The organism is Pelomonas sp. Root1217 (assembly GCF_001425705.1).
Lineage (GTDB): Bacteria > Pseudomonadota > Gammaproteobacteria > Burkholderiales > Burkholderiaceae_C > Pelomonas.
This window is the reverse complement of record NZ_LMDC01000028.1, coordinates 927,474-945,904: the sequence shown is the minus strand read 5'-3', so window position 1 is coordinate 945,904 and position 18,431 is coordinate 927,474. Positions and strand designations below refer to the sequence as shown.

General features: G+C 67.8%; 14 protein-coding genes. 8 read left to right on the top strand and 6 right to left on the bottom strand.

What is annotated here, in order from left to right; translation table 11 throughout:
• Window positions 1-14: 14 nt before the first annotated feature.
• Together lpdA and ASC95_RS24390 are read left to right on the top strand one after the other, a co-directional pair.
• Window positions 15-1,808, top strand: a complete 1,794-nt coding sequence (lpdA, locus tag ASC95_RS24395) for a dihydrolipoyl dehydrogenase (RefSeq protein ID WP_057300241.1) — start codon at window positions 15-17, stop codon at window positions 1,806-1,808.
• A gap of 6 nt (window positions 1,809-1,814) precedes the next feature.
• On the top strand, window positions 1,815-2,681 hold the full coding sequence (locus tag ASC95_RS24390; protein WP_057300240.1) for a hypothetical protein: 867 nt from the start codon (window positions 1,815-1,817) through the stop codon (window positions 2,679-2,681).
• Here the strand turns inward: ASC95_RS24390 and ASC95_RS24385 are convergent.
• Window positions 2,678-3,319, bottom strand: a complete 642-nt coding sequence (locus tag ASC95_RS24385; protein WP_057300239.1) for an FMN-binding negative transcriptional regulator — start codon at window positions 3,317-3,319, stop codon at window positions 2,678-2,680. The two genes, ASC95_RS24390 and ASC95_RS24385, sit on opposite strands and share 4 nt — an antisense overlap.
• Window positions 3,320-3,458: 139 nt before the next feature.
• Here ASC95_RS24385 and ASC95_RS24380 point away from each other — a divergent pair, with 139 nt between their 5' ends.
• Complete coding sequence (locus ASC95_RS24380) at window positions 3,459-4,337, top strand: LysR family transcriptional regulator (RefSeq protein ID WP_057300238.1); 879 nt, start codon at window positions 3,459-3,461, stop codon at window positions 4,335-4,337.
• Window positions 4,338-4,517: 180 nt separating this feature from the next.
• Here ASC95_RS24380 and ASC95_RS24375 read toward each other — a convergent pair whose 3' ends face one another.
• Entirely contained in the window at window positions 4,518-5,090 is a 573-nt protein-coding gene (locus ASC95_RS24375) for a hypothetical protein (protein ID WP_157256483.1), read from the bottom strand.
• Window positions 5,080-5,976, bottom strand: coding sequence for an HDOD domain-containing protein (locus ASC95_RS24370; RefSeq protein WP_057300236.1), 897 nt, complete (start codon window positions 5,974-5,976; stop codon window positions 5,080-5,082). The genes ASC95_RS24375 and ASC95_RS24370 overlap by 11 nt, the downstream gene beginning before the upstream one ends.
• A gap of 73 nt (window positions 5,977-6,049) precedes the next feature.
• On the opposite strand from ASC95_RS24370, the gene ASC95_RS24365 reads away from it, so the two are divergent.
• Window positions 6,050-6,724, top strand: a complete 675-nt coding sequence (locus ASC95_RS24365) for a transglutaminase-like cysteine peptidase (RefSeq protein ID WP_235538039.1) — start codon at window positions 6,050-6,052, stop codon at window positions 6,722-6,724.
• Window positions 6,725-6,737: 13 nt separating this feature from the next.
• Complete coding sequence (locus tag ASC95_RS24360; RefSeq protein ID WP_082568059.1) at window positions 6,738-8,657, top strand: LapD/MoxY N-terminal periplasmic domain-containing protein; 1,920 nt, start codon at window positions 6,738-6,740, stop codon at window positions 8,655-8,657.
• Between the two features lie 742 nt (window positions 8,658-9,399).
• On the opposite strand, the gene ASC95_RS24355 is transcribed toward ASC95_RS24360, so the two are convergent.
• From ASC95_RS24355 to ASC95_RS24345, 3 genes are all read right to left on the bottom strand, one after another.
• On the bottom strand, window positions 9,400-11,652 hold the full coding sequence (locus tag ASC95_RS24355) for a TonB-dependent siderophore receptor (RefSeq protein WP_057300234.1): 2,253 nt from the start codon (window positions 11,650-11,652) through the stop codon (window positions 9,400-9,402).
• 62 nt (window positions 11,653-11,714) lie between these two features.
• Entirely contained in the window at window positions 11,715-12,164 is a 450-nt protein-coding gene (locus ASC95_RS24350) for a group 1 truncated hemoglobin (RefSeq protein ID WP_057300233.1), read from the bottom strand.
• Between the two features lie 13 nt (window positions 12,165-12,177).
• On the bottom strand, window positions 12,178-13,068 hold the full coding sequence (locus ASC95_RS24345; protein ID WP_057300232.1) for a DUF3034 family protein: 891 nt from the start codon (window positions 13,066-13,068) through the stop codon (window positions 12,178-12,180).
• A 116-nt stretch (window positions 13,069-13,184) separates the two neighbouring features.
• Between ASC95_RS24345 and apbC the strand changes: the two genes are divergently transcribed.
• The 3 genes from apbC (at window position 13,185) to fdxH (ending at window position 18,420) form a co-directional block, all read left to right on the top strand.
• Window positions 13,185-14,279, top strand: a complete 1,095-nt coding sequence (apbC, locus tag ASC95_RS24340) for an iron-sulfur cluster carrier protein ApbC (RefSeq protein ID WP_057300231.1) — start codon at window positions 13,185-13,187, stop codon at window positions 14,277-14,279.
• A 145-nt stretch (window positions 14,280-14,424) separates the two neighbouring features.
• On the top strand, window positions 14,425-17,496 hold the full coding sequence (gene fdnG / locus ASC95_RS24330) for a formate dehydrogenase-N subunit alpha (RefSeq protein WP_157256482.1): 3,072 nt from the start codon (window positions 14,425-14,427) through the stop codon (window positions 17,494-17,496).
• Window positions 17,497-17,505: 9 nt separating this feature from the next.
• On the top strand, window positions 17,506-18,420 hold the full coding sequence (fdxH, locus tag ASC95_RS24325; RefSeq protein WP_057300230.1) for a formate dehydrogenase subunit beta: 915 nt from the start codon (window positions 17,506-17,508) through the stop codon (window positions 18,418-18,420).
• Window positions 18,421-18,431: the final 11 nt, after the last annotated feature.

Here is an 18,431-nt window from a genome sequence, read left to right as displayed (position 1 = left end):
CGGGAGCTGAACACATGGCAATCGTGGAAGTTCAAGTTCCTGACATCGGCGACTTCGACGAAGTCGGCGTCATCGAGGTGCTGGTCAAGGCCGGCGACACCGTCAAGGTCGAGCAAAGCCTCATCACCGTCGAGAGCGACAAGGCCTCGATGGAGATTCCGTCGTCCGCCGCTGGCGTGGTGAAGGAGCTGCGCGTCAAGATCGGCGACAAGGTCAAGAAGGGTTCGGTCGTGCTGACGCTGGAGTCGGCTGGAGCCGCGGCCCCCGCGCCGGCTCCCGCTGCGCCTGCACAGGCACCCGTTGCTGCGGCACCGGCACCGGTCGCCGCGACCTACTCGGGCAGCGCCGACCAGGCCTTCGACCTCGTCGTCCTTGGCGGCGGCCCCGGTGGTTACTCGGCCGCTTTCCGCGCCGCCGACCTGGGCCTCAAGGTCGCCCTCGTCGAGCGTTATGCGACGCTCGGCGGCGTCTGCCTGAACGTCGGTTGCATCCCGTCCAAGGCGCTGCTGCACGTCGCGGCCGTCATGGACGAGGTCAGCCACATGGCCGACCTCGGCGTGGCCTTCGGCGAGCCGGAAGTCGACATCGACAAGCTGCGCGCGCACAAGAACAAGGTGACGGGCAAGCTGACCGGCGGTCTCGCGGCGATGGCCAAGATGCGCAAGGTAACCGTGCTGCGCGGCGTCGGCTCGCTGATCGACGCGCAACACCTCAAGGTCGAAGCGACCGAAGGCGCCGTGGGCCAGGCCAAGACTGGCGCGGCCCAGACCGTGGCCTTCAAGCGCCTCATCATCGCGGCCGGTTCGCAGGCCGTGCGCCTGCCCTTCCTGCCCGACGACCCGCGCATCGTCGACTCGACCGGCGCGCTGGAGATGCAGGTCGAGGCCGAGAAGATGCTCATCGTCGGCGGCGGCATCATCGGCCTGGAAATGGGCACGGTGTACTCCACGCTGGGCTCACGCCTGGACGTCGTCGAGATGCTGCCCACGCTGATGACCGGCGCCGACCGCGACCTCGTCAAGGTCTGGCAGAAGTTCAACGCTCACCGCTTCGACAACATCATGTTGAACACGAAGACGGTCGGTGCCGAGGCCAAGCCCGATGGCATCTGGGTCACCTTCGAAGGCGAGGGCGCGCCGAAGGAGCCGCAGCGCTACGACCTGGTATTGCAGGCCGTGGGCCGCACGCCCAATGGCAAGAAGATCGGCGCCGAGAACGCGGGCGTCATCGTCGGTGACCGCGGTTTCATCCCGGTCGACGTGCAGATGCGCACCAACGTCCCGAGCGTCTTCGCCATCGGCGACATCGTCGGCCAGCCCATGCTGGCCCACAAGGCGGTGCACGAGGGCCATGTCGCGGCGGAAGTCATCGCTGGTGAGTTGCTGGGCGACGAGAAGCTCAAGAAGAGCCAGTTCGACGCCCGCGTGATCCCGAGCGTGGCCTACACCGACCCCGAAGTGGCCTGGGTGGGCATCACCGAGGACGAGGCCAAGGCCAAGGGCATCAAGGTCACCAAGGGCCTGTTCCCGTGGACGGCCTCGGGTCGCGCCATCGCCAACGGCCGCGACGAGGGCTTCACCAAGCTGCTCTTCGACGAGGAAAGCCACCGCATCATCGGCGGCGGCATTGTCGGCACGCATGCCGGCGACATGATCGGCGAGATTGCCCTGGCCATCGAGATGGGCGCGGATGCGGTGGACATCGGCAAGACCATCCACCCGCACCCGACGCTGGGCGAATCGCTCGGCATGGCCGCGGAAGTGGCGCACGGCTCCTGCACGGACGTGCCGCCGGTGCGCAAGAAGTAAGCAGCGATGCGTCGTCTGTTGCTGGGGACGGCGTTGCTGCTGGCGCTCTCGGCACAGGCCGAAGAACGGTCACTGCGGGTCGCGCCGCAGGCCACCGATGCGCGGCTCAAGGCCGATGAGCCGCCGCATTGGGTGGTCTACGACCCGGCGGTGACCGAGCCCCTGCTTGTCTGGTTGCCGGGTACCAACGGTCATCCGGCCAGTGGGCCGAAGGGCCTCTTCCAGGCGGTGCGATCCGCCGGCTTCCGGTTGGTCGGCCTGTCCTATCTGGACGATGTGGCCGTATCGCAGGTCTGCAAGGGACCGCGGCTGCAGGCCCATCCGACCTGTGCCGCGGCCTTCCGCCAACAACGCGTCTGGGGCGACGCGACCGCGGCGCCCATTGACGACCGGCCCGAGGATGCCATCGTGCCGCGGCTCACCCGGCTGCTGCGCCATCTGGCCGAGCAGGATCCGGCGGGCCAATGGGCCGGCTACCTTGATGGCGATGAGCCACGCTGGAGCCGCATCGTGCTGGCTGGCCAGTCCCAAGGCGGCGGCATGGCCGCCTTCATCGCCAAAACGCGCGCGGTGGCCGGCGTGCTGGACTTCTCCGGCGGTTGGGACCGCGAGGCCGGCGGCGAACTGGCCCGCTGGTATCGCCGTGCCAGCGTCACGCCGCCCGAACGCTGGCATGCGACCTACCACGTGCAGGAGACGGCCGCCGACCTGCTGGCGCAAAGCTATCGCCTGTTGGGGATCCCGCCGGCCCAGGTTCATGCGTTGGACCTGCCGTTGCGCCCGGGCGGCCAGCCGCATGGCGAAGGCATTGCCAACGCGGCCTATGCGCCGCTGTGGCAGCAGATGCTGAGGGCGGTGAGACCCGAGCCCTAGCGCGCGGCCTCCCGCACCAGCTCTTCATGCCGCCGCATCGCGGCGGCCAGTTGATGGCCGCCGTAGCGGGACAGGCCGGCGTAGGCGTCGGCCCGCGCATCGGCTGGGTCGCCCTGGCCCAGCTTGAACTGGGCGCGGGTCTCCAGGATGCGGGCACTGAAGGGCACGATGTACTGCGCCAGTTGCTCCAGCCGCGGCCCCATCTCGGCCGGCCGCCAAGCATTAGGGTAGGGTGCTTCGACATGGGCGCTCAGCAGCTCCAGCGCACGCAGCAGCTGCTCCGGGCTGTCCTCGATGCTGACGTCCAGTTCGAACTGGACGAACTCGTAGTTCCAGGTCGGTGCGTAGTGGCGGTTGCCCATCCAACTGCTGGCGATATAGCCCTGCGCACCGGTGAAGGTGGCCAGGGCGCGCGGTTGGCGCTGCAGCATGGCGAACTGCGGGTTGCGGCGCGACAGATGGCCGATCAGCCGCGCTTCGCCGCTGGCCGCATCGCGCTCCAGGATCAACGGCAGCGGCGTGGCCAGCATCCGGCCCTCGTCGGCGCTGACGAGGGTGGCCAGCGGGAAGTCGGCCACCACGCGGTCGATCTCGCCACGGTTGGCGGGCTGGAAGGGAAGCTGTTCGTACATCGACATGGCATGGTTTCTTGTTGTGCTGGGAAGGCCTGCAGTCTAGGAACGCGCTGAGCCTCCTGCGTGTGCGAATTTGCAATTTGTCATTGCAAAATTGCTGGTCATGACAGCAGCCACCCTCAACGACCTGAACTGAGACGATTTGCGCCTGCTGCAACTGATCGCCCAGCATGGCGGCCTGGCCAAGGCGGCCGGCGCGGGCGGCTTGAGCCATGCGACGCTGTTCCGGCGGCTGCGGGCGTTGGAGCAGAAGCTGGACCTGCGGCTGTTCGAGCGCCTGCGTGGCGGCTATGTGGCCACGCGCGCCGGGGCCGAGCTGGTCGAGCTGTCGCGCCGCATGGGGCGTGAGCTGCATGTCGTGACCGAGAGCCTGCGGGGGCGGCAGGCTTGGCCTGGCGGCCTGCTGAGGTTCAGCGCGGCCGATACCTGGATGCAGGCCCTGCTGCCGCCGCTGCTGGCCAGCTACCAGGCCCGGCATCAGGTCCAGCTGCAGGTGCGCAGCGGCAACGCGCTACTGGACGTGCAGCAGGGCGAGACCGATGTCGCGCTGCGCTCCGGCGGCCCGCCGCCGGAGTCGCTGGTGGGGCGCCGCCTGGCGCGTGTCGAGGCGACGGTCTATGCGTCCCGGAAGCTGGGCGGCGTCAGCGCCGAGACCCTGGACCTGCAACCCTGGGTGGGTGTCGACGAGGACCTGGCCCACCTGGCATCGGCCCGCTGGCTGGAGGGCCAGGGACTGGGCCGCCAGGTGGCGGTGCGCACCAACAGCCTGACCCATGTTCGCCAGCTGGTGCGCGCCGGCATGGGCCTTGCTGCCTTGCCCTGCTATCTCGGCGATGCCGACCCCGAGCTGCGTCGCGTGTTCGATCCGCCGCGCGACTGGCGCAGCGAGCTGTGGCTGCTGACTCGCGTGGAGCTGCGCCAGGTGCCACGCGTCAAGCGGCTGTTCGAGCATCTGTACGAAGGGACGCGAGGCCTGCTGCCGCTGATCGAAGGGCGCAGCCCGCAGCCGGACAAGCGCTGACCCATGCCACGCGTCAGGTGAGCGCTTCGGCACAACTGCTGGCGCCGCGGAGCCCAGCCTCATCACCGGCGACGAGGACACGCCGCTGGTCGTGCTGGCCGACCCCAAGGTGGAGGAGATGGGCAAGGGCTTTGCCAACTACGGCGGGCTCAAGGCCGCCTGCGAGGCGGCCAAGGCCGGCTAGATGTTGGACGGATACATCGCCGGGCAGTTCGCCGTGCCGAAGCGGTCCACCGGCATGCGAAAGCGCATGCCCACGCGAAGCTGTTTCCAGTGCTCGGGGTCGACGCGGCAGACCCAGGCATGGTCCTCGCGGTCGCGCAGCTCGATCTCGAAATAGGCTTCGCGCTTGCTCAGGCGCTCGCTGCCGGGCTGGCCGGGTGGGGCCACGCGCAGCGGCGGGCGCGGCCAGTCAGGGCGGTCCTCGGGGCCGCCTTCGTTCTTGACGATCCAGCTGCGGCGCCAGGCCAGGACGTTGTAGCGGCAATGCTCGCTCGGCTCGGCGCGCTTGCCGGTCGGGTCGGCGATGGTGCGGCGGCTGATGTCGAAGGCACCCTCGGGCAGCTCGTCGCACCAGTCCGAGCCCGACTCGGAACGCAGCCGCTCGACGATGATCTCCATGCGCCAGCTGCGTTTGGTCAACTCGACGGCGACGCCGGACGGGCCGAACGCCCACCAGCCGACGATGGCCAATGCCGCCACCACCATGGCGACCAGCACGAGGACACGCAGGCGTGGGAACCTAAGCCGCATCGAACTGTGCGGTGACGGCTTCTTCCCACTGGGCCAGCTCGTCCCAACCGATATGCAGCCAATCCATCGCGGCGGCATGGTGGGCGGCCCAGTCGGCATCTTCCGGCAGGCCCTCATGGCGGCGCATCAGGTGCTCGGCGATGAGCCCGGCGGCGATCAGCGTGTGGATCTCCGGCTCGATCCCGTCATGGCCCAGGGCCGCGAAGTCATGGTGCAGACGAATGGCCGCCATCAGCGGCGCCGGCAGGTTCCACACCCGCACGACCAGGGCGCCGACGACGGCGTGGTCGGTCTTGTGGTTGGCGTTCTCGGTAGCGATATAGGGCCGGTCGATGCGTGCGCCGGCCTCCACCATGGTGGCTGCATAGCCGCGCACGCTCTGCATCAGCACCGGCATGCCGACGTGCAAGAAGAGGCCGAAGCTGTGCGCCAGGTCAGGCGACAGGCCCGGCAACTGCTGGGCGATGGTGGCCATCGCGATGGCGCGCATGGTGCTGCGCTCCCAGAAGCGCGCCAGCTGCGGCGAGTTGACGGGGACGGCGTGCTGGGCCAGGAAGCCGGTCATGACGGCCACGCTCTCGCGCAGGCCGATGCGCGTCATGGCCTGGCCGACGGTGCTGCAGGGTAGGCCCACCGGCTTGAACAGCGGGCCGTTGGCGATGCGCAGCAACGTGGCAGCCATGGCCACATCGCTGGAAGCGATGCGGGAAACGAGATTCAGGTCGGGCTCTGGCTGGTTGATGGCCTGCTGCAGTTGGGCCAGCAACTCGGGGCAGGGCGGGATCTGGATCTGCTGCAGCGGGCCGCGGCGGCGCGATTGGTCGAGGTCATCGCGGATCTGCTGCGAGCGAGGCCGGTTGGCGTGGGAAGGTGCCGTGTTCTGCATTCAAAAATCTTAGAGGCCCTTCGGGCGGCTGCCGCCCGGGTACAGTGAATTCACCTGCAGCCCGCCGTCAATCTTGCCCACTTCCCCGCCTCGCGTCGCTTTCGCCCTCCACCTGCACCGGTGGTGGCTGGCCTTGCTGGTGATGGGGCCGGTGCTGGCCTTCGCGGCGTATGACGCAGCGCGCGTGCTGGAGGCTGCCACCGCCCGCGGCCCTCGCGTCGTCGAGCAGGCCCAGGCCCTGGTGCAGCAGATCGAGCGCAGTGGCGTGAGCGAGGAGCCGCAGCGGCTCAAGGACATCAACGATTTCTTCAACCACCGCCTGGCTTTCAGGGACGACAGCGTCACCTGGAACCTGCCGGACTATTGGGCTTCGCCGCTGGAAAGCCTGGAAAAGCGCGCCGGCGACTGCGAGGACTACGCCATTGCCAAATACTTCGGCCTGGTCGCCACCGGCGTGCCGACGGCCAAGCTGAGGATGGTCTATGTGCGGGCGCGGCTGCAGGGCCAGTCGCTGGCACACATGGTGCTGGCCTACTATGCCCAACCGGGCGCCGAGCCGCTGATCCTGGACAACCTGCGCCCCGAGGTGCTGCCCGCGTCGCAGCGCAGCGACCTGACCCCGGTGTTCAGCTTCAACACCGAAGGCCTTTGGCAGGGCGTGGGCCAGGTGACCGCGGGCGACCCGCTGGCGCGGTTGTCGCTGTGGCGCGAACTGGTGGCCAAGGCGAGGGCGGAGGGATTCTTGTGAACGGGAGTGAGACATGTCGTTGATGCGGCAGATCGCCTGGCTGGTGCTGGGCGTGGTGCTGGCCGCGCTGGTGGGCGCGGTGGGCCTGTCCGCCGTTTCCGCGCGCGAGCTGATGCGCACGCAGCTCCAGCTGAAGAATGCGGACAACGCCCAGGCGCTGGCCCTGGCCCTGTCGCAGCAGCAGGGCGACCGCGAGCTCATCAAGCTGCTGGTGTCGGCCCAGTTCGACACCGGCGCCTACGAGTTCGTGCGCTGGCGTGGCGCCAATGGCGAGACCCTGTTCGAGCGTTCCGAGGCACCGCGGCCGGGCCAGGCGCCGGCCTGGTTCCGTGCCCTGCTGCCGATCCAGGCCGCACCCGGCGTGGCCCAGCTGTCCAATGGCTGGAATGCGATCGGCTCGGTCGAATTGAAGAGCCATTCGAGCTACGCCCATGACGTGCTGTGGCTCACCTCCCGCCGCCTGCTGGCCTGGCTGCTCATCGTCGGCATCGCTGCCGCGGTGCTGGCCTGGGCGGGGCTCAGGCGCATCCGCCGACCGCTGGACGCCGCCGTCGCCCAGGCCGAGGGTGTGCTGGCCGGCAGCTATGGGCAGGTCATCGAGCCGCGCGTGCCCGAACTGCAGCGCCTGACCCGCGCCATGAACGCGATGGTGCAGCGCGTGCGCGACCTCTTCGAAGCCCAGGCCGGGCAGTTGCTGGTGCTGCGCGAGCAGGTCCACCATGACCCGCTGACCGGCGTGTCGACCCGCAAGCATTTCCTGGCCGAGCTGGATGCCGCGCTGCGCCGCGATGACGGCCCGGCCGTTGCCGGCCTGGTGCTGGTGCGCCTGCGTGAGCTGGCCGGCCTGAACGCCCGCTTGGGCCGTGGCGCGGTGGACGACGTGCTGCTGACCGTCGTCTCGGCCCTGCAGGCCTATCCCGAATCTGTCGCGGGATGCCGAGTCGGGCGCTTGAACGGCGGCGATTTCGCACTGTGGCTGCCGGCCGAGGGCGTGGCCGCCGAGACCGCCCATGCGCTGGCCGACGCGCTGCGCGCCAGCCTGCCGGCCTTCGGGCCCGGCGTGCAGGTGGCGCTTGGCGCCATCGAGCTGCCGCGCGAGCGGCCCAGCAGCGTCTGGCTGGGCGAGGCCGATGCGGCCCTGGCCCGTGCAGAGCATCAGGGCGAGGCTCGTGGCGGCTTCGTCGTCGAAATCGTCGCCGACCCTGGCATCGGTCGCGAGCAGGGCGAGGGCCTGTGGCGTGCCCAGCTGCAGGAGGCCGTCAGCCAGCAGCGTGGTCGCTTGATCGAGTTCCCGGTGCGCGACCGAGGTGGCCGTGTGTTGCATCTGGAATGCCCGCTGCAGTTGCGACTGGATGCCGATTTCCAGCCGGCCACGGCCTGGCTGCCTCTCGCGGTGCGTGCGCGCATGACGGCCCAGGTCGACCTGCTCGCCGTCGGTCTGGCCCTGCAGGCCATCGCGGCCGACGGCAAGGCGCGCTGCATCAATGTGGCGCCGGTGTCGCTGGCCGATGCTGCGTTTTTGCCGCAGTTGCGTGAGCTGCTGGCGCAGTGGCCGCAGCCTGCGCGTGCCTTGCTGCTGGACCTGGCCGAGGCGGCGGCGACCGAGCATTTCGAGCGGCTGCTGGAGTTTGGGCGCCAGTTGAGGCCGTTGGGCGTCAAGCTGGGGCTGGAGCATGCCGGCGCCGGATTGGCGCAGGTCGAGAAGCTCTATCAGGCGGGGTTGGACTATGTGAAGCTGGATGCTTCGGTGCTGCTCGGCGTGGCCGGTGAGGCGGGGCGGGCGGCGTTTGTGCGGGGCATGGTGATCATGCTGCGCAGTCTTGCTTTGAAGGTGTACGGCGAGGGTGTCGTCGACGAGATGGATGCGCAGGCGCTGTGGGACTGTGAGCTGGATGGGCTCACCGGGCCGTGGGTAACTTCGAGTTTGGGCTGATTGTTGGCTTGGTCGGTTTTGCATAGAGCGCGTCTGCTCGGTGCATTGCCGGGAGTCCCGCCCGGCAGCGGGGTAACTTTCTTCTGCGGGGCCAGAAGAAAGTCACCAAAGAAGAGGCCCTGAACCGCANGTCTGCTCGGTGCATTGCCGGGAGTCCCGCCCGGCAGCGGGGTAACTTTCTTCTGCGGGGCCAGAAGAAAGTCACCAAAGAAGAGGCCCTGAACCGCACACCAGTACCACGTGCACGAGCTACGCCGTGCAACAACCAATCGATGAGTGGGCCGAAGCGACCCGCTGCGCTCTCGCTGCTGTCCCTATCACCAGCACCGCCCATCGCACCACCTGCCCGCTTAACGCGCGGCTGCACGCCGGGCTCACCAGAAAACCAAATACAGCGTCGCTCGGGCGACGCGACCGCTGCCAGCACCTCCGTGCCGTCGCACCAGCGACGCGGTATTTCTGATGAGCCCGGCGTGCAGCCGGCGTTAAGCGGCATGAAGGGCCAATGGATGGCGCTCGTCATAGGGACAGCAGCGAGAGCGCAGCGGGTCGCGTCGTCGCGCAATGCCAGTGGGCGTTTTCGCGCGCCGCTCATGGCGGCGCCGCGCTCGTGTGCGGTTCAGGGCCTCTTCTTTGGTGACTTTCTTCTGGCCCCGCAGAAGAAAGTTACCCGGCCGCCGGGACGGACTCCCGGCAATGCATCGATCAATAGCGCTCTACGCAAAGGCAACCAACAAAGCCATCAAATCTTCATCTCCCACCTCAACTGCCACTGCGTATAACTCGGCCCCCCACTGCGCGACGTGATCACCTGGTCTCCCGTCGCGATCACCGTGCCATTGAAGTAGTCCATCGCCGACAGATTCGTCGCCGACAGCCGCAGCGACTGCTCGGTGTTGATGGCCCACAGCGCGAAGGCATCGACGACCGCCTTGCGGCTGGCCGTGGTCTCGGTGATCAGCGTCTGCTGGATGGTCGTCGACGGCGTCCAGTTCAGCGACGCGCCCAGCGTCAGAGGCAAAGACCGCAGCCGGTAGTCAGCCCCAAGGTTGGCCGTCCCTTTGGGCTGGCCATCGATGTGATTGTTCGGCCCCGGAATACCCTCGACGCGCGACGTGAAGACGCTGAAGTTGCTGCGGATATTGATGGGCAGCGCGTCCTCGAAATACTCATCCAGGCGAAAGCGCGCCTCCAGCTCGACGCCGGCCGTCGATGCCTTGCCGATGTTCTGCGGCCGCGCCACCCAGCGCTGGGTGGCGGCCCAGGGCACGGTCTCCAGCGCCGTCACGGTGCGCATCAGGTTGCTGATGCGGCGGGCGAAGAAATTGGCGCTGAGCAGGCCGCCCTTGGTCAGGTAATGCTCATAGCCGATCTCGAAGCCGGTCGCGAGTTCGGGCTTGAGGTCGGGGTTGCCGGCACGGTCGGGCGTGTTGGCCTGGTGGGGCACCTGGCTGTTGATGGTCGGCCGCGCGAGCAGGTCCTGCAGCTGCGGACTGCGGTAGCTGCGCGTCAGGCTGGCGCGGATCATGTCGCGGCCCTTGTCGTCGAGTTTGTAGCGGGCATGCGCCAGCGGCGTGAAGACGCTGGACTTGTTGCGCGCGTCGTAGCTCGCCGCGCTGGACTTGGTGGTGATGCCCTCCCAGCGCAGGCCCGCGTAGAAGTCCCATTGCTTGCCGACGTTCCATTCGTCCTGCGCATAGGCCGCGACGCGCACCGACGACGCGTCGAGGTCGTCGCCGAAGTCGTCCAGGCCGGGCTGGGGCGCGCCGTTGACGAGTGTGATGCGGTTGGTGTGCCGCGTCGTGCCTTCGCCCTCGATGCCGCTGACCAGCGAATGGTCACCGCCCAGGTTGTGCGACAGCTTGGCCAGCGCGCTCCAGTTGCTGTCGCGGCTGGTGTTGCTGTCGTCCTGCAGCCGCGTGGCCGCGCCCACCAGGCGCTCTTGGCGCAGGCTGTGGCTTTCACCGCGGGCGCGGCCGATGCCGCCGCGGGCTTCCACGCGGGTGTCGTTGCTGAGCTTGCTCTGCCACTGCGCGTTCAGCCGCGCCATCGTGAAGCGGCTGTCACCGTCGGTGTCGGCTTGGTCGAAGAAACCGGCCGGCAGAGGATTGGGCTGGGGTGTCGTCGTTTGCAGCAGCTGGGTGTTGCTGCTGGACTTGGTCGACACGATGAAGGGCTGGATGGCCAGGCTGTCCGTCGCGTTGAGCTTGAACTGCACGCGGCCGGTCAGGTTCAGCGCGCTGCGCTCATCCGAGCTGCGGCCGCGCGAGGTCAGCAGGCTGTCGCTGTTCGTTGCGACGGTATGCGTCAGCGTGTCGTTGATGATGTCGTCGATGCGCTCGCCGTGCAGCGCGTTGACGGTCAGGTTGTAAGCGTGGCCCTCGCCGAAATTGTCGTTGCGCGTCCAGCTGATGCCGGGGCTGATCTGGCCGCGCTCGGTGGCGAAGCCGGCGCGGAACTCGTTGAGCCGCTTCTTCAGCGCCTCGCGCAGCACGATGTTGATGGTGCCGGCGACGGCCCGCGCGCCGTACTCGGCCGTGGGGGCGCGCAGCACCTCAATGCGCTCGACCTGCTCGGGCGGCAGCTGGTCCAGCGAAAAGCCGGGCGGCATGCGTTCGCCGTTGACGAGGATCTGCGTGTAGCCGCCACCCATGCCGCGCATGCGGATGTCGCCGCCGCGGCCCGGGCGGCCGCCGGTCGTCACGCCCGGCAGGCGCTTGATCATCTCGCCCAGTGTCGAGTCGCCGAATTTCTCGATCTCCTCGCGGGTGATGACGATCTTGCTCGCCGTCGAGGCCTTGCGGATGGATTCGTCGCTGGCCGTGCCCGTGACTTCGACGCGCTTGAGCTGCTCGGATTTGGCGTCGGCGGGCTTAGGTGCCGGGCGAGCCGGTGCGGAGGCCGCCGCATCGGGCGTGGCGGGGAGCTGGGCAAGGGCAGGCAAGCTGCCGCAAGCCGCCAGCAGGGCGGCCGCGGATACACGGGTGAGTCGCATGGCCGGCAGTGTGCCGTGCAGGCCCGCCCTCCTTGTGGCGCCGCGGTTAACGAAAGAATTCTTTACTGACGTTGCTGCGTTTCAGTCACCGTGGTGACGATTTCGCGGTGCATCGGCGCCAGCTTGGCCAGCATGCCGTTCTGCGCGCTGAAGGGAATGCCCTTGGCATCCATGGCCTGCTGCAGGATCTCCACCAGCGCATTGAAGTCACGCCGGCCGATGTCCAGGTCCTGGTGCACCAGCTTCATCGGCACGCCCTCGTAGACGCAGGGGCCGCCGGCCTCCTGGCAGAGCTGATCGGTCAACTGGGTCACCAGATTTTCGCGGTTGGTGTTCTTGAAGAAGGGCGCCGTGCGTGGGTCGGTCAACAGGCGCGGCACGAATTCGTCCATGACGGCGCGGATGCCTGCCTTGCCGCCCCAGGCCTGGTAGACGCTGTCGTTGGCCGGTGGCGTCTGCGCGAACGCGGCGGCGCTGCTGAGCAGCAGGCAGGCAAGAACGGCACGGGCCATGGGGAACTCCGGGTCAGAGCGTGAACTGCGCGGACAGATAGCTGCCGGTCTGGCGCTTGGGCTGCACGGCCGGCGCGATGCGGCCGAGGTCCACCCAGGCAGCGGTCAGCGAGACATGCTTGTTCGGCGCCCAGGCGATGAAGACGTCCTTCCAGTCGTCTTCCTTCAGCGCGCCCGCGCCCAGCACCGACTGGTTCAGGTTGTCCGGCTTGGCGCGGAACTCGACGCCGACGGCCAGGTTCTTGGCCAGCAGCTTGGCGAGCGAGAACTCGGGTTGCAGCCGGTAGCCTTTGCCCTGGGCCCCGCCGAAGCCCAGCAGCCCATTCTGGTTGGCCTTGGTGGCGCGCAGGGTCAGGTTGACGAGCACGCCGTCGGCCAGGAAGAGCTTGGTGGCGCTGGCGTAGAAGTCCGTGCCCGAATCCCTGGCGCCGAGTGGCCCGAACAGCGTCGGGCCGAGGTTGCCGGCGTGGGTCTTCTTGTGCTCCAGGCCGACGGCGATCTGCGGCATCAGCGTGTCGCTGTCCAGCACGGCGTCGCCAATGACGCGCATCTTCACGCCGAGGATGTCCTGCTTCAGGTGCAGGCCGTCCAGGCCGAGGGGAGCGAGGTTGCTCTCGGTGTCGAAGTCCTGCCTGGCCAGCGAGACCTCGATGCGGTCGTGGAAGGCGATGGCCGCGCCATAGGTCAGCAGGCCGTAGTTGCCGGTCTTGGCGCGGGTGATGAAGGCGGTGGCGCCGACTTCGCCGGCCGTGGCATAGCTGCCGGTCACGGCCCAGGGCGTCAGCCCGCCGCCGGCGGCGCCGTCGATGCTGGACACGCCGCCGGTCAACAGCAGCTTGCCGGACTGGGCAAGGGCCGAGGTTCCCAGCAGGGCGGCGGCAAGCAAGACAACAGGTCGGCGCATGGAATCTCCGGCGGCAATGCGGGGCCGCCTCACTCTACGCACAAAGCCCGCCTACTGGATGCAGACCGCTTGCGGGCTAGACTGTTCGCCCCGTTTGCCGTGAACTGTTCCCTGCCATGACCGCGATCTCCGATGTCCAGCTGCAACCTCTGCTGCAAGCCGTGGTGGACCCCGGCAGCGGCCGCCCGCTGGGTGAAGCCAAGGCGGTCAGGTCGATCAAGGTGGATGGCGCGGATGTCAGCGTCGACATCGAACTGGGTTACCCGGCTGCCAGCCAGCACGCGGCCCTGCGCGCGGCTGTCATCGCCGCGGCCAAGGGACTGGCGGGCGTCGGCAATGTCAGCGTCGCCATCACCACCCAGGTCGTCGCTCACGCGGTGCAGCGCGGCGTGCAGCTGCTGCCGGGCGTGAAGAACATCATCGCCGTCGCCTCCGGCAAGGGTGGCGTGGGCAAGAGCACGACGGCCGCCAACCTGGCCCTGGCCCTGCATGCCGAAGGCGCCCGCGTGGGCGTACTGGATGCCGACGTTTACGGCCCCAGCCAGCCGCTGATGCTGGGCGCCAGCGGCCGGCCCGAGTCGCTGGACGGCCAGAACATGGAGCCCCACATCGCGCACGGGCTGCAGGTCAACTCCATCGGCTTTCTCGTCGAGGACGACCAGGCCATGATCTGGCGCGGCCCCATGGCCACGCAGGCGCTGGAGCAGCTGCTGCGCCAGACCCGCTGGCAGGAGCTGGATTACCTCGTCATCGACCTGCCGCCCGGCACCGGCGACATCCAGCTGACCCTGTCGCAGCGCGTGCCCGTCACCGGCGCCGTCATCGTCACGACGCCGCAGGACATCGCGCTGATCGACGCCAAGAAGGGCCTGAAGATGTTCGAGAAGGTGGGCATCCCCATCCTGGGCATCGTCGAGAACATGGCCGTGCATATCTGCTCCAACTGCGGCCATGCCGAACATATCTTCGGCGCCGACGGCGGCCAGAAGATGGCGGCCCAGTACGGCACCGAGCTGCTGGCCTCCCTGCCGCTGGCCATGAGCATCCGCGCCCAGGCCGACTCCGGCACGCCCACCGTCGCCGCCGAGCCGGACGGCGAGGTGGCCGGTCTTTACAAAGCGCTGGCCCGCAAGGTCGCGGCCAAGATCGCCGCCCAAGGCAAGGACTACTCGGCCAAGTTCCCGAGCATCTCGATTTCCAAGTCGACCTGATACCCGACTGATCCAGTCCCCCAGGGTTGCCCTGCCTGGACAAGGGCCCTCCTTTGTGAAGAAATCACAGTGCGGTGGCCAACGATGGCTGCTGGCGTGATTCGTTCCTGCACAAGAGCGGGCCCTGCCCGCAGGAGACAGCCGAATGGACATGAACCGGAGGGCTTTCTTCCGGGTGAGCGGCGCGGGGCTGGCAGCGTCCAGCCTGGTAGCGCTGGGGTTCTCGCCAACGGCCGCCCTGGCCGAGGCGCGCAACTTCAAGCTTGCCCGGGCAACCGAGACCCGCAACACCTGCCCCTACTGCTCGGTGGGCTGCGGCGTCATCATGTATTCGTTGGGCGACAAGGCGAAGAACGTCACGTCGTCCATCATCCACATCGAGGGCGACCCCGACCACCCGGTCAACCGTGGCACGCTGTGCCCCAAGGGCGCCGGCCTGCTGGACTTCGTGCACAGCCCCAACCGGCTCAAGCACCCCGAGATCCGCGAACCGGGCAGCAAGGAATGGAAGCGCGTTGGCTGGGATGAGGCCATGGACCGCCTTGTCAAGCTGATGAAGGCCGACCGCGACGCGAACTTCGTCGCCCAGAACGCCGACGGCAAGACGGTGAACCGCTGGCTGACCACCGGCATGCTCTGCGCCTCCGCATCCTCCAACGAAGCGGGCTACATCACCCACAAGGCGATGCGCTCGATGGGGATGCTCGCATTCGACAACCAGGCACGTGTTTGACACGGCCCGACGGTGGCCAGTCTGGCCCCGACGTTTGGCCGCGGCGCGATGACCAACCACTGGGTGGACATCAAGAACGCAGACCTGGTACTCATCATGGGCGGCAATGCCGCCGAGGCCCACCCGTGTGGTTTCAAGTGGGTCATCGAGGCCAAGCACCACAACAAGGCCAAGCTCATCGTCGTGGACCCGCGCTTCACGCGCTCGGCCGCCATGAGCGACTACTACGCGCCCATCCGCGCGGGCTCTGACATCGCCTTCCTGGGCGGGGTCATCAACTACCTGCTGACCAACAACAAGATCCAGACCGAGTACGTCAAGGCCTACACCAACGCCAGCTTCATCGTCGGTGAGGACTACAAGTTCGAGGCCGGCATCTTCAGCGGCTACGACGAGGCCAAGCGCCGCTACGACAACAAGAGCTGGGGCTACGAGCTCGACGACAAGGGCTTCGCCAAGGTCGACCCGACGCTGGAGCACCCGCGCTGCGTGCTCAACATCATGAAGGCGCATTACTCGCGCTACTCGCCCGAGCAGGTCAGCAAGATCACCGGCACGCCCAAGGACAAGTTCCTGAAGGTCTGCGAAATGATCGCGGAGACGTCCAGGCCCAACAAGGTCATGACCATCATGTACGCCCTGGGCTGGACACAGCACAGCCAGGGCTCGCAGATGATCCGCACCGGCGCCATCATGCAGCTGCTGCTGGGCAACATCGGCCTGCCCGGCGGCGGCATGAATGCGCTGCGCGGCCACTCCAACATCCAGGGCCTGACCGACCTGGGCCTGCTGTCCACCTCGTTGACGGGCTATATGAGCCTGGCCCGCGACGCCGAGCAGGACCTCGAGACCTACTACAAGACCCGCGCACTCAAACCACTGCGCCCCGGCCAGATGAGCTTCTGGCAGAACTACCCCAAGTTCTTCGTGAGCCAGCAAAAGGCATGGTGGGGCAAGGCCGCCACGGCCGAGAACGACTGGGCCTTCCACTACCTGCCCAAGTGGGACAAGGGCTACGACGTGCTGCAGACCTTCGAGCTGATGGGCCAGGGCAAGCTCAACGGCTACATCTGCCAGGGCTTCAACCCGGTCGGCAGCTTCCCCAACAAGAAGAAGATCATCGGCGGCCTGTCCAAGCTGAAGTTCCTCGTCGTCATCGACCCGCTCAACACCGAGACCGCCGAGTTCTGGAAGAACCACGGCGAGCACAACGACGTCAAGAGCGAGGACATCCAGACGACGGTGTTCCGCTTCCCCAGCACCTGCTTCGCCGAGGAGGACGGCTCGCTGACCAATTCCGGCCGCTGGCTGCAATGGCACTGGAAGGGCGCCGAGCCGCCGGGCGAGGCCAAGGGCGATCCCGAGATCATTGCGCAGCTGTTCATGCGCATGAAGGCGGCCTACGTGAAGGAGGGCGGCGCCTTCCCCGACCCCATCGTCAACCTGAGCTGGCCCTATCTGCAGCCCACCAACCCCTCGGCCGAGGAGCTGGCCAAGGAATACAACGGCAAGGCGCTGGCCGACGTGACCGACCCCAAGGACGCGACCAAGGTGCTGGCCAAGGCGGGCGAGCAGCTCAGCGGCTTCGGCCTGCTGCGCGACGACGGCAGCACCTCCAGCGGCTGCTGGATCTATGCCGGCGCCTGGACGCAGGCCGGCAACCAGATGGCCCGGCGCGACAACGCTGACCCCTATGGCATCGGCCAGACGCTGAACTGGGCCTGGGCCTGGCCGGCCAATCGGCGTGTGCTCTACAACGCGGCGTCCTGCGACCCGACCGGCAAGCCCTGGAACCCCAAGCGCCGGCTGATGGCCTGGAACGGTGAACGCTGGGGCGGCTCCGACGTGCCCGACATCCGGCTCGACGCCAACCCGACCGATGCCGACGCAGTGCGGCCCTTCATCATGACTTCCGAGGGCGTGGCACGGCTGTTTGCACCCACCGGCCTGGTGGACGGCCCGCTGCCGGAGCACTACGAGCCCTTCGAGACGCCGCTGGCCAACAACCCCATGCATCCGCAGAACGCCAAGGCCAAGTCCAACCCGGCCGCACGCGTCTTCAAGGGCGACATGGAGGCCTTCGGCACGCCCAAGGACTTCCCCTACGTGGCCACCAGCTACCGGCTGACCGAGCACTTCCACTACTGGACCAAGAACGTGCTGACGTCGGCCGTGCTGCAGCCGCAGCAGTTCGTCGAGATCGGTGAGGAGCTGGCCAAGGAAAAGGGCGTCGCCAACGGCGACTGGGTCAAGGTGAGCAGCAACCGCGGCTTCATCAAGGCCGTGGCTGTGGTCACCAAGCGCATCGTCTCGCTGGACGTGGACGGCAAGCGCGTGCACACGGTGGGCCTGCCCAACCACTGGGGCTTTGTAGGGGTGGCCAAGCCCGGCTATCTGGTGAACACGCTGACGCCCTTCGTGGGCGACGCGAACACGCAGACGCCGGAGTTCAAGAGTTTCACGGTCAATCTCGAGAAGGCATAAGGAGCGCACATGTCTTCACTCCAATCACTCGACATCGCCAAGCGCTCCGCCACCACCACGCAGCCGCCCGTGGCGCGCCGCCACGTCGCCGAGGTCGCCAAGCTCATCGACGTGTCCTCCTGCATCGGCTGCAAGGCCTGCCAGGTGGCCTGCATGCAGTGGAACGACCTGCGCGACGAGGTCGGCGACAACCACGGCACCTACGACAATCCACGCGACCTGACGCCGCAGAGCTGGACGGTCATGCGTTTCTCGGAAGTGGAGGTCGAGAAAGACAAGCTGGAATGGCTGATCCGCAAGGACGGCTGCATGCACTGCGAGGACCCGGGCTGCCTGAAGAGCTGTCCGGCGCCCGGCGCCATCGTCAAGTACACCAACGGCATCGTCGACTTCATCTCCGAGCACTGCATCGGCTGCGGCAACTGCGTGACGGGCTGCCCCTTCGACGTGCCGCGCATCAGCAAGGTCGACAGCAAGGCCTACAAGTGCAGCCTGTGTTCCGACCGCGTCGGCGTCGGCCTGGAGCCGGCCTGCGCCAAGGCCTGCCCGACCGGCGCCATCCGCTTCGGCACCAAGGAGGACATGCTGGACTACGGCGCCGAACGCGTCGTCGACCTGAAGGAGCGCGGCTACGCGAACGCGGGCGTGTACGACCCGCCGGGCGTCGGCGGCACCCACGTCGTCTATGTGCTGCAGCATGCCGACCAGCCCGAGCTCTACAGCGGCCTGCCCAAGGACCCGAAGATCAGCCCGCTGGTATGGCTGTGGAAGGGCGCGGCCAAGCCGCTGGCTGTTGCGGCCATGATCGGCGCTGTCATCGCCGGCTTCTTCCACTACACGCGCGTCGGCCCCATCGAAGACCCGGACGACCCCGAAGCGGATCGCAACGTCGCTCGGGACGATGCCGACCACCCTACCGCCTGACAGGAGCGCAC

What these genes read in the sequence shown, in the direction of transcription:
- apbC (WP_057300231.1), top strand. Translation starts at nt 13,185, where the DNA reads ATGACCGCGATCTCCGATGTCCAGCTGCAACCTCTGCTGCAAGCCGTG.
- ASC95_RS24355 (WP_057300234.1), bottom strand. Translation starts at nt 11,652, where the DNA reads ATGCGACTCACCCGTGTATCCGCGGCCGCCCTGCTGGCGGCTTGCGGC.
- ASC95_RS24385 (WP_057300239.1), bottom strand. Translation starts at nt 3,319, where the DNA reads ATGTCGATGTACGAACAGCTTCCCTTCCAGCCCGCCAACCGTGGCGAG.
- ASC95_RS24360 (WP_082568059.1), top strand. Translation starts at nt 6,738, where the DNA reads ATGTCGTTGATGCGGCAGATCGCCTGGCTGGTGCTGGGCGTGGTGCTG.
- ASC95_RS24390 (WP_057300240.1), top strand. Translation starts at nt 1,815, where the DNA reads ATGCGTCGTCTGTTGCTGGGGACGGCGTTGCTGCTGGCGCTCTCGGCA.
- lpdA (WP_057300241.1), top strand. Translation starts at nt 15, where the DNA reads ATGGCAATCGTGGAAGTTCAAGTTCCTGACATCGGCGACTTCGACGAA.
- fdxH (WP_057300230.1), top strand. Translation starts at nt 17,506, where the DNA reads ATGTCTTCACTCCAATCACTCGACATCGCCAAGCGCTCCGCCACCACC.
- ASC95_RS24375 (WP_157256483.1), bottom strand. Translation starts at nt 5,090, where the DNA reads ATGCGGCTTAGGTTCCCACGCCTGCGTGTCCTCGTGCTGGTCGCCATG.
- ASC95_RS24370 (WP_057300236.1), bottom strand. Translation starts at nt 5,976, where the DNA reads ATGCAGAACACGGCACCTTCCCACGCCAACCGGCCTCGCTCGCAGCAG.
- ASC95_RS24350 (WP_057300233.1), bottom strand. Translation starts at nt 12,164, where the DNA reads ATGGCCCGTGCCGTTCTTGCCTGCCTGCTGCTCAGCAGCGCCGCCGCG.
- ASC95_RS24345 (WP_057300232.1), bottom strand. Translation starts at nt 13,068, where the DNA reads ATGCGCCGACCTGTTGTCTTGCTTGCCGCCGCCCTGCTGGGAACCTCG.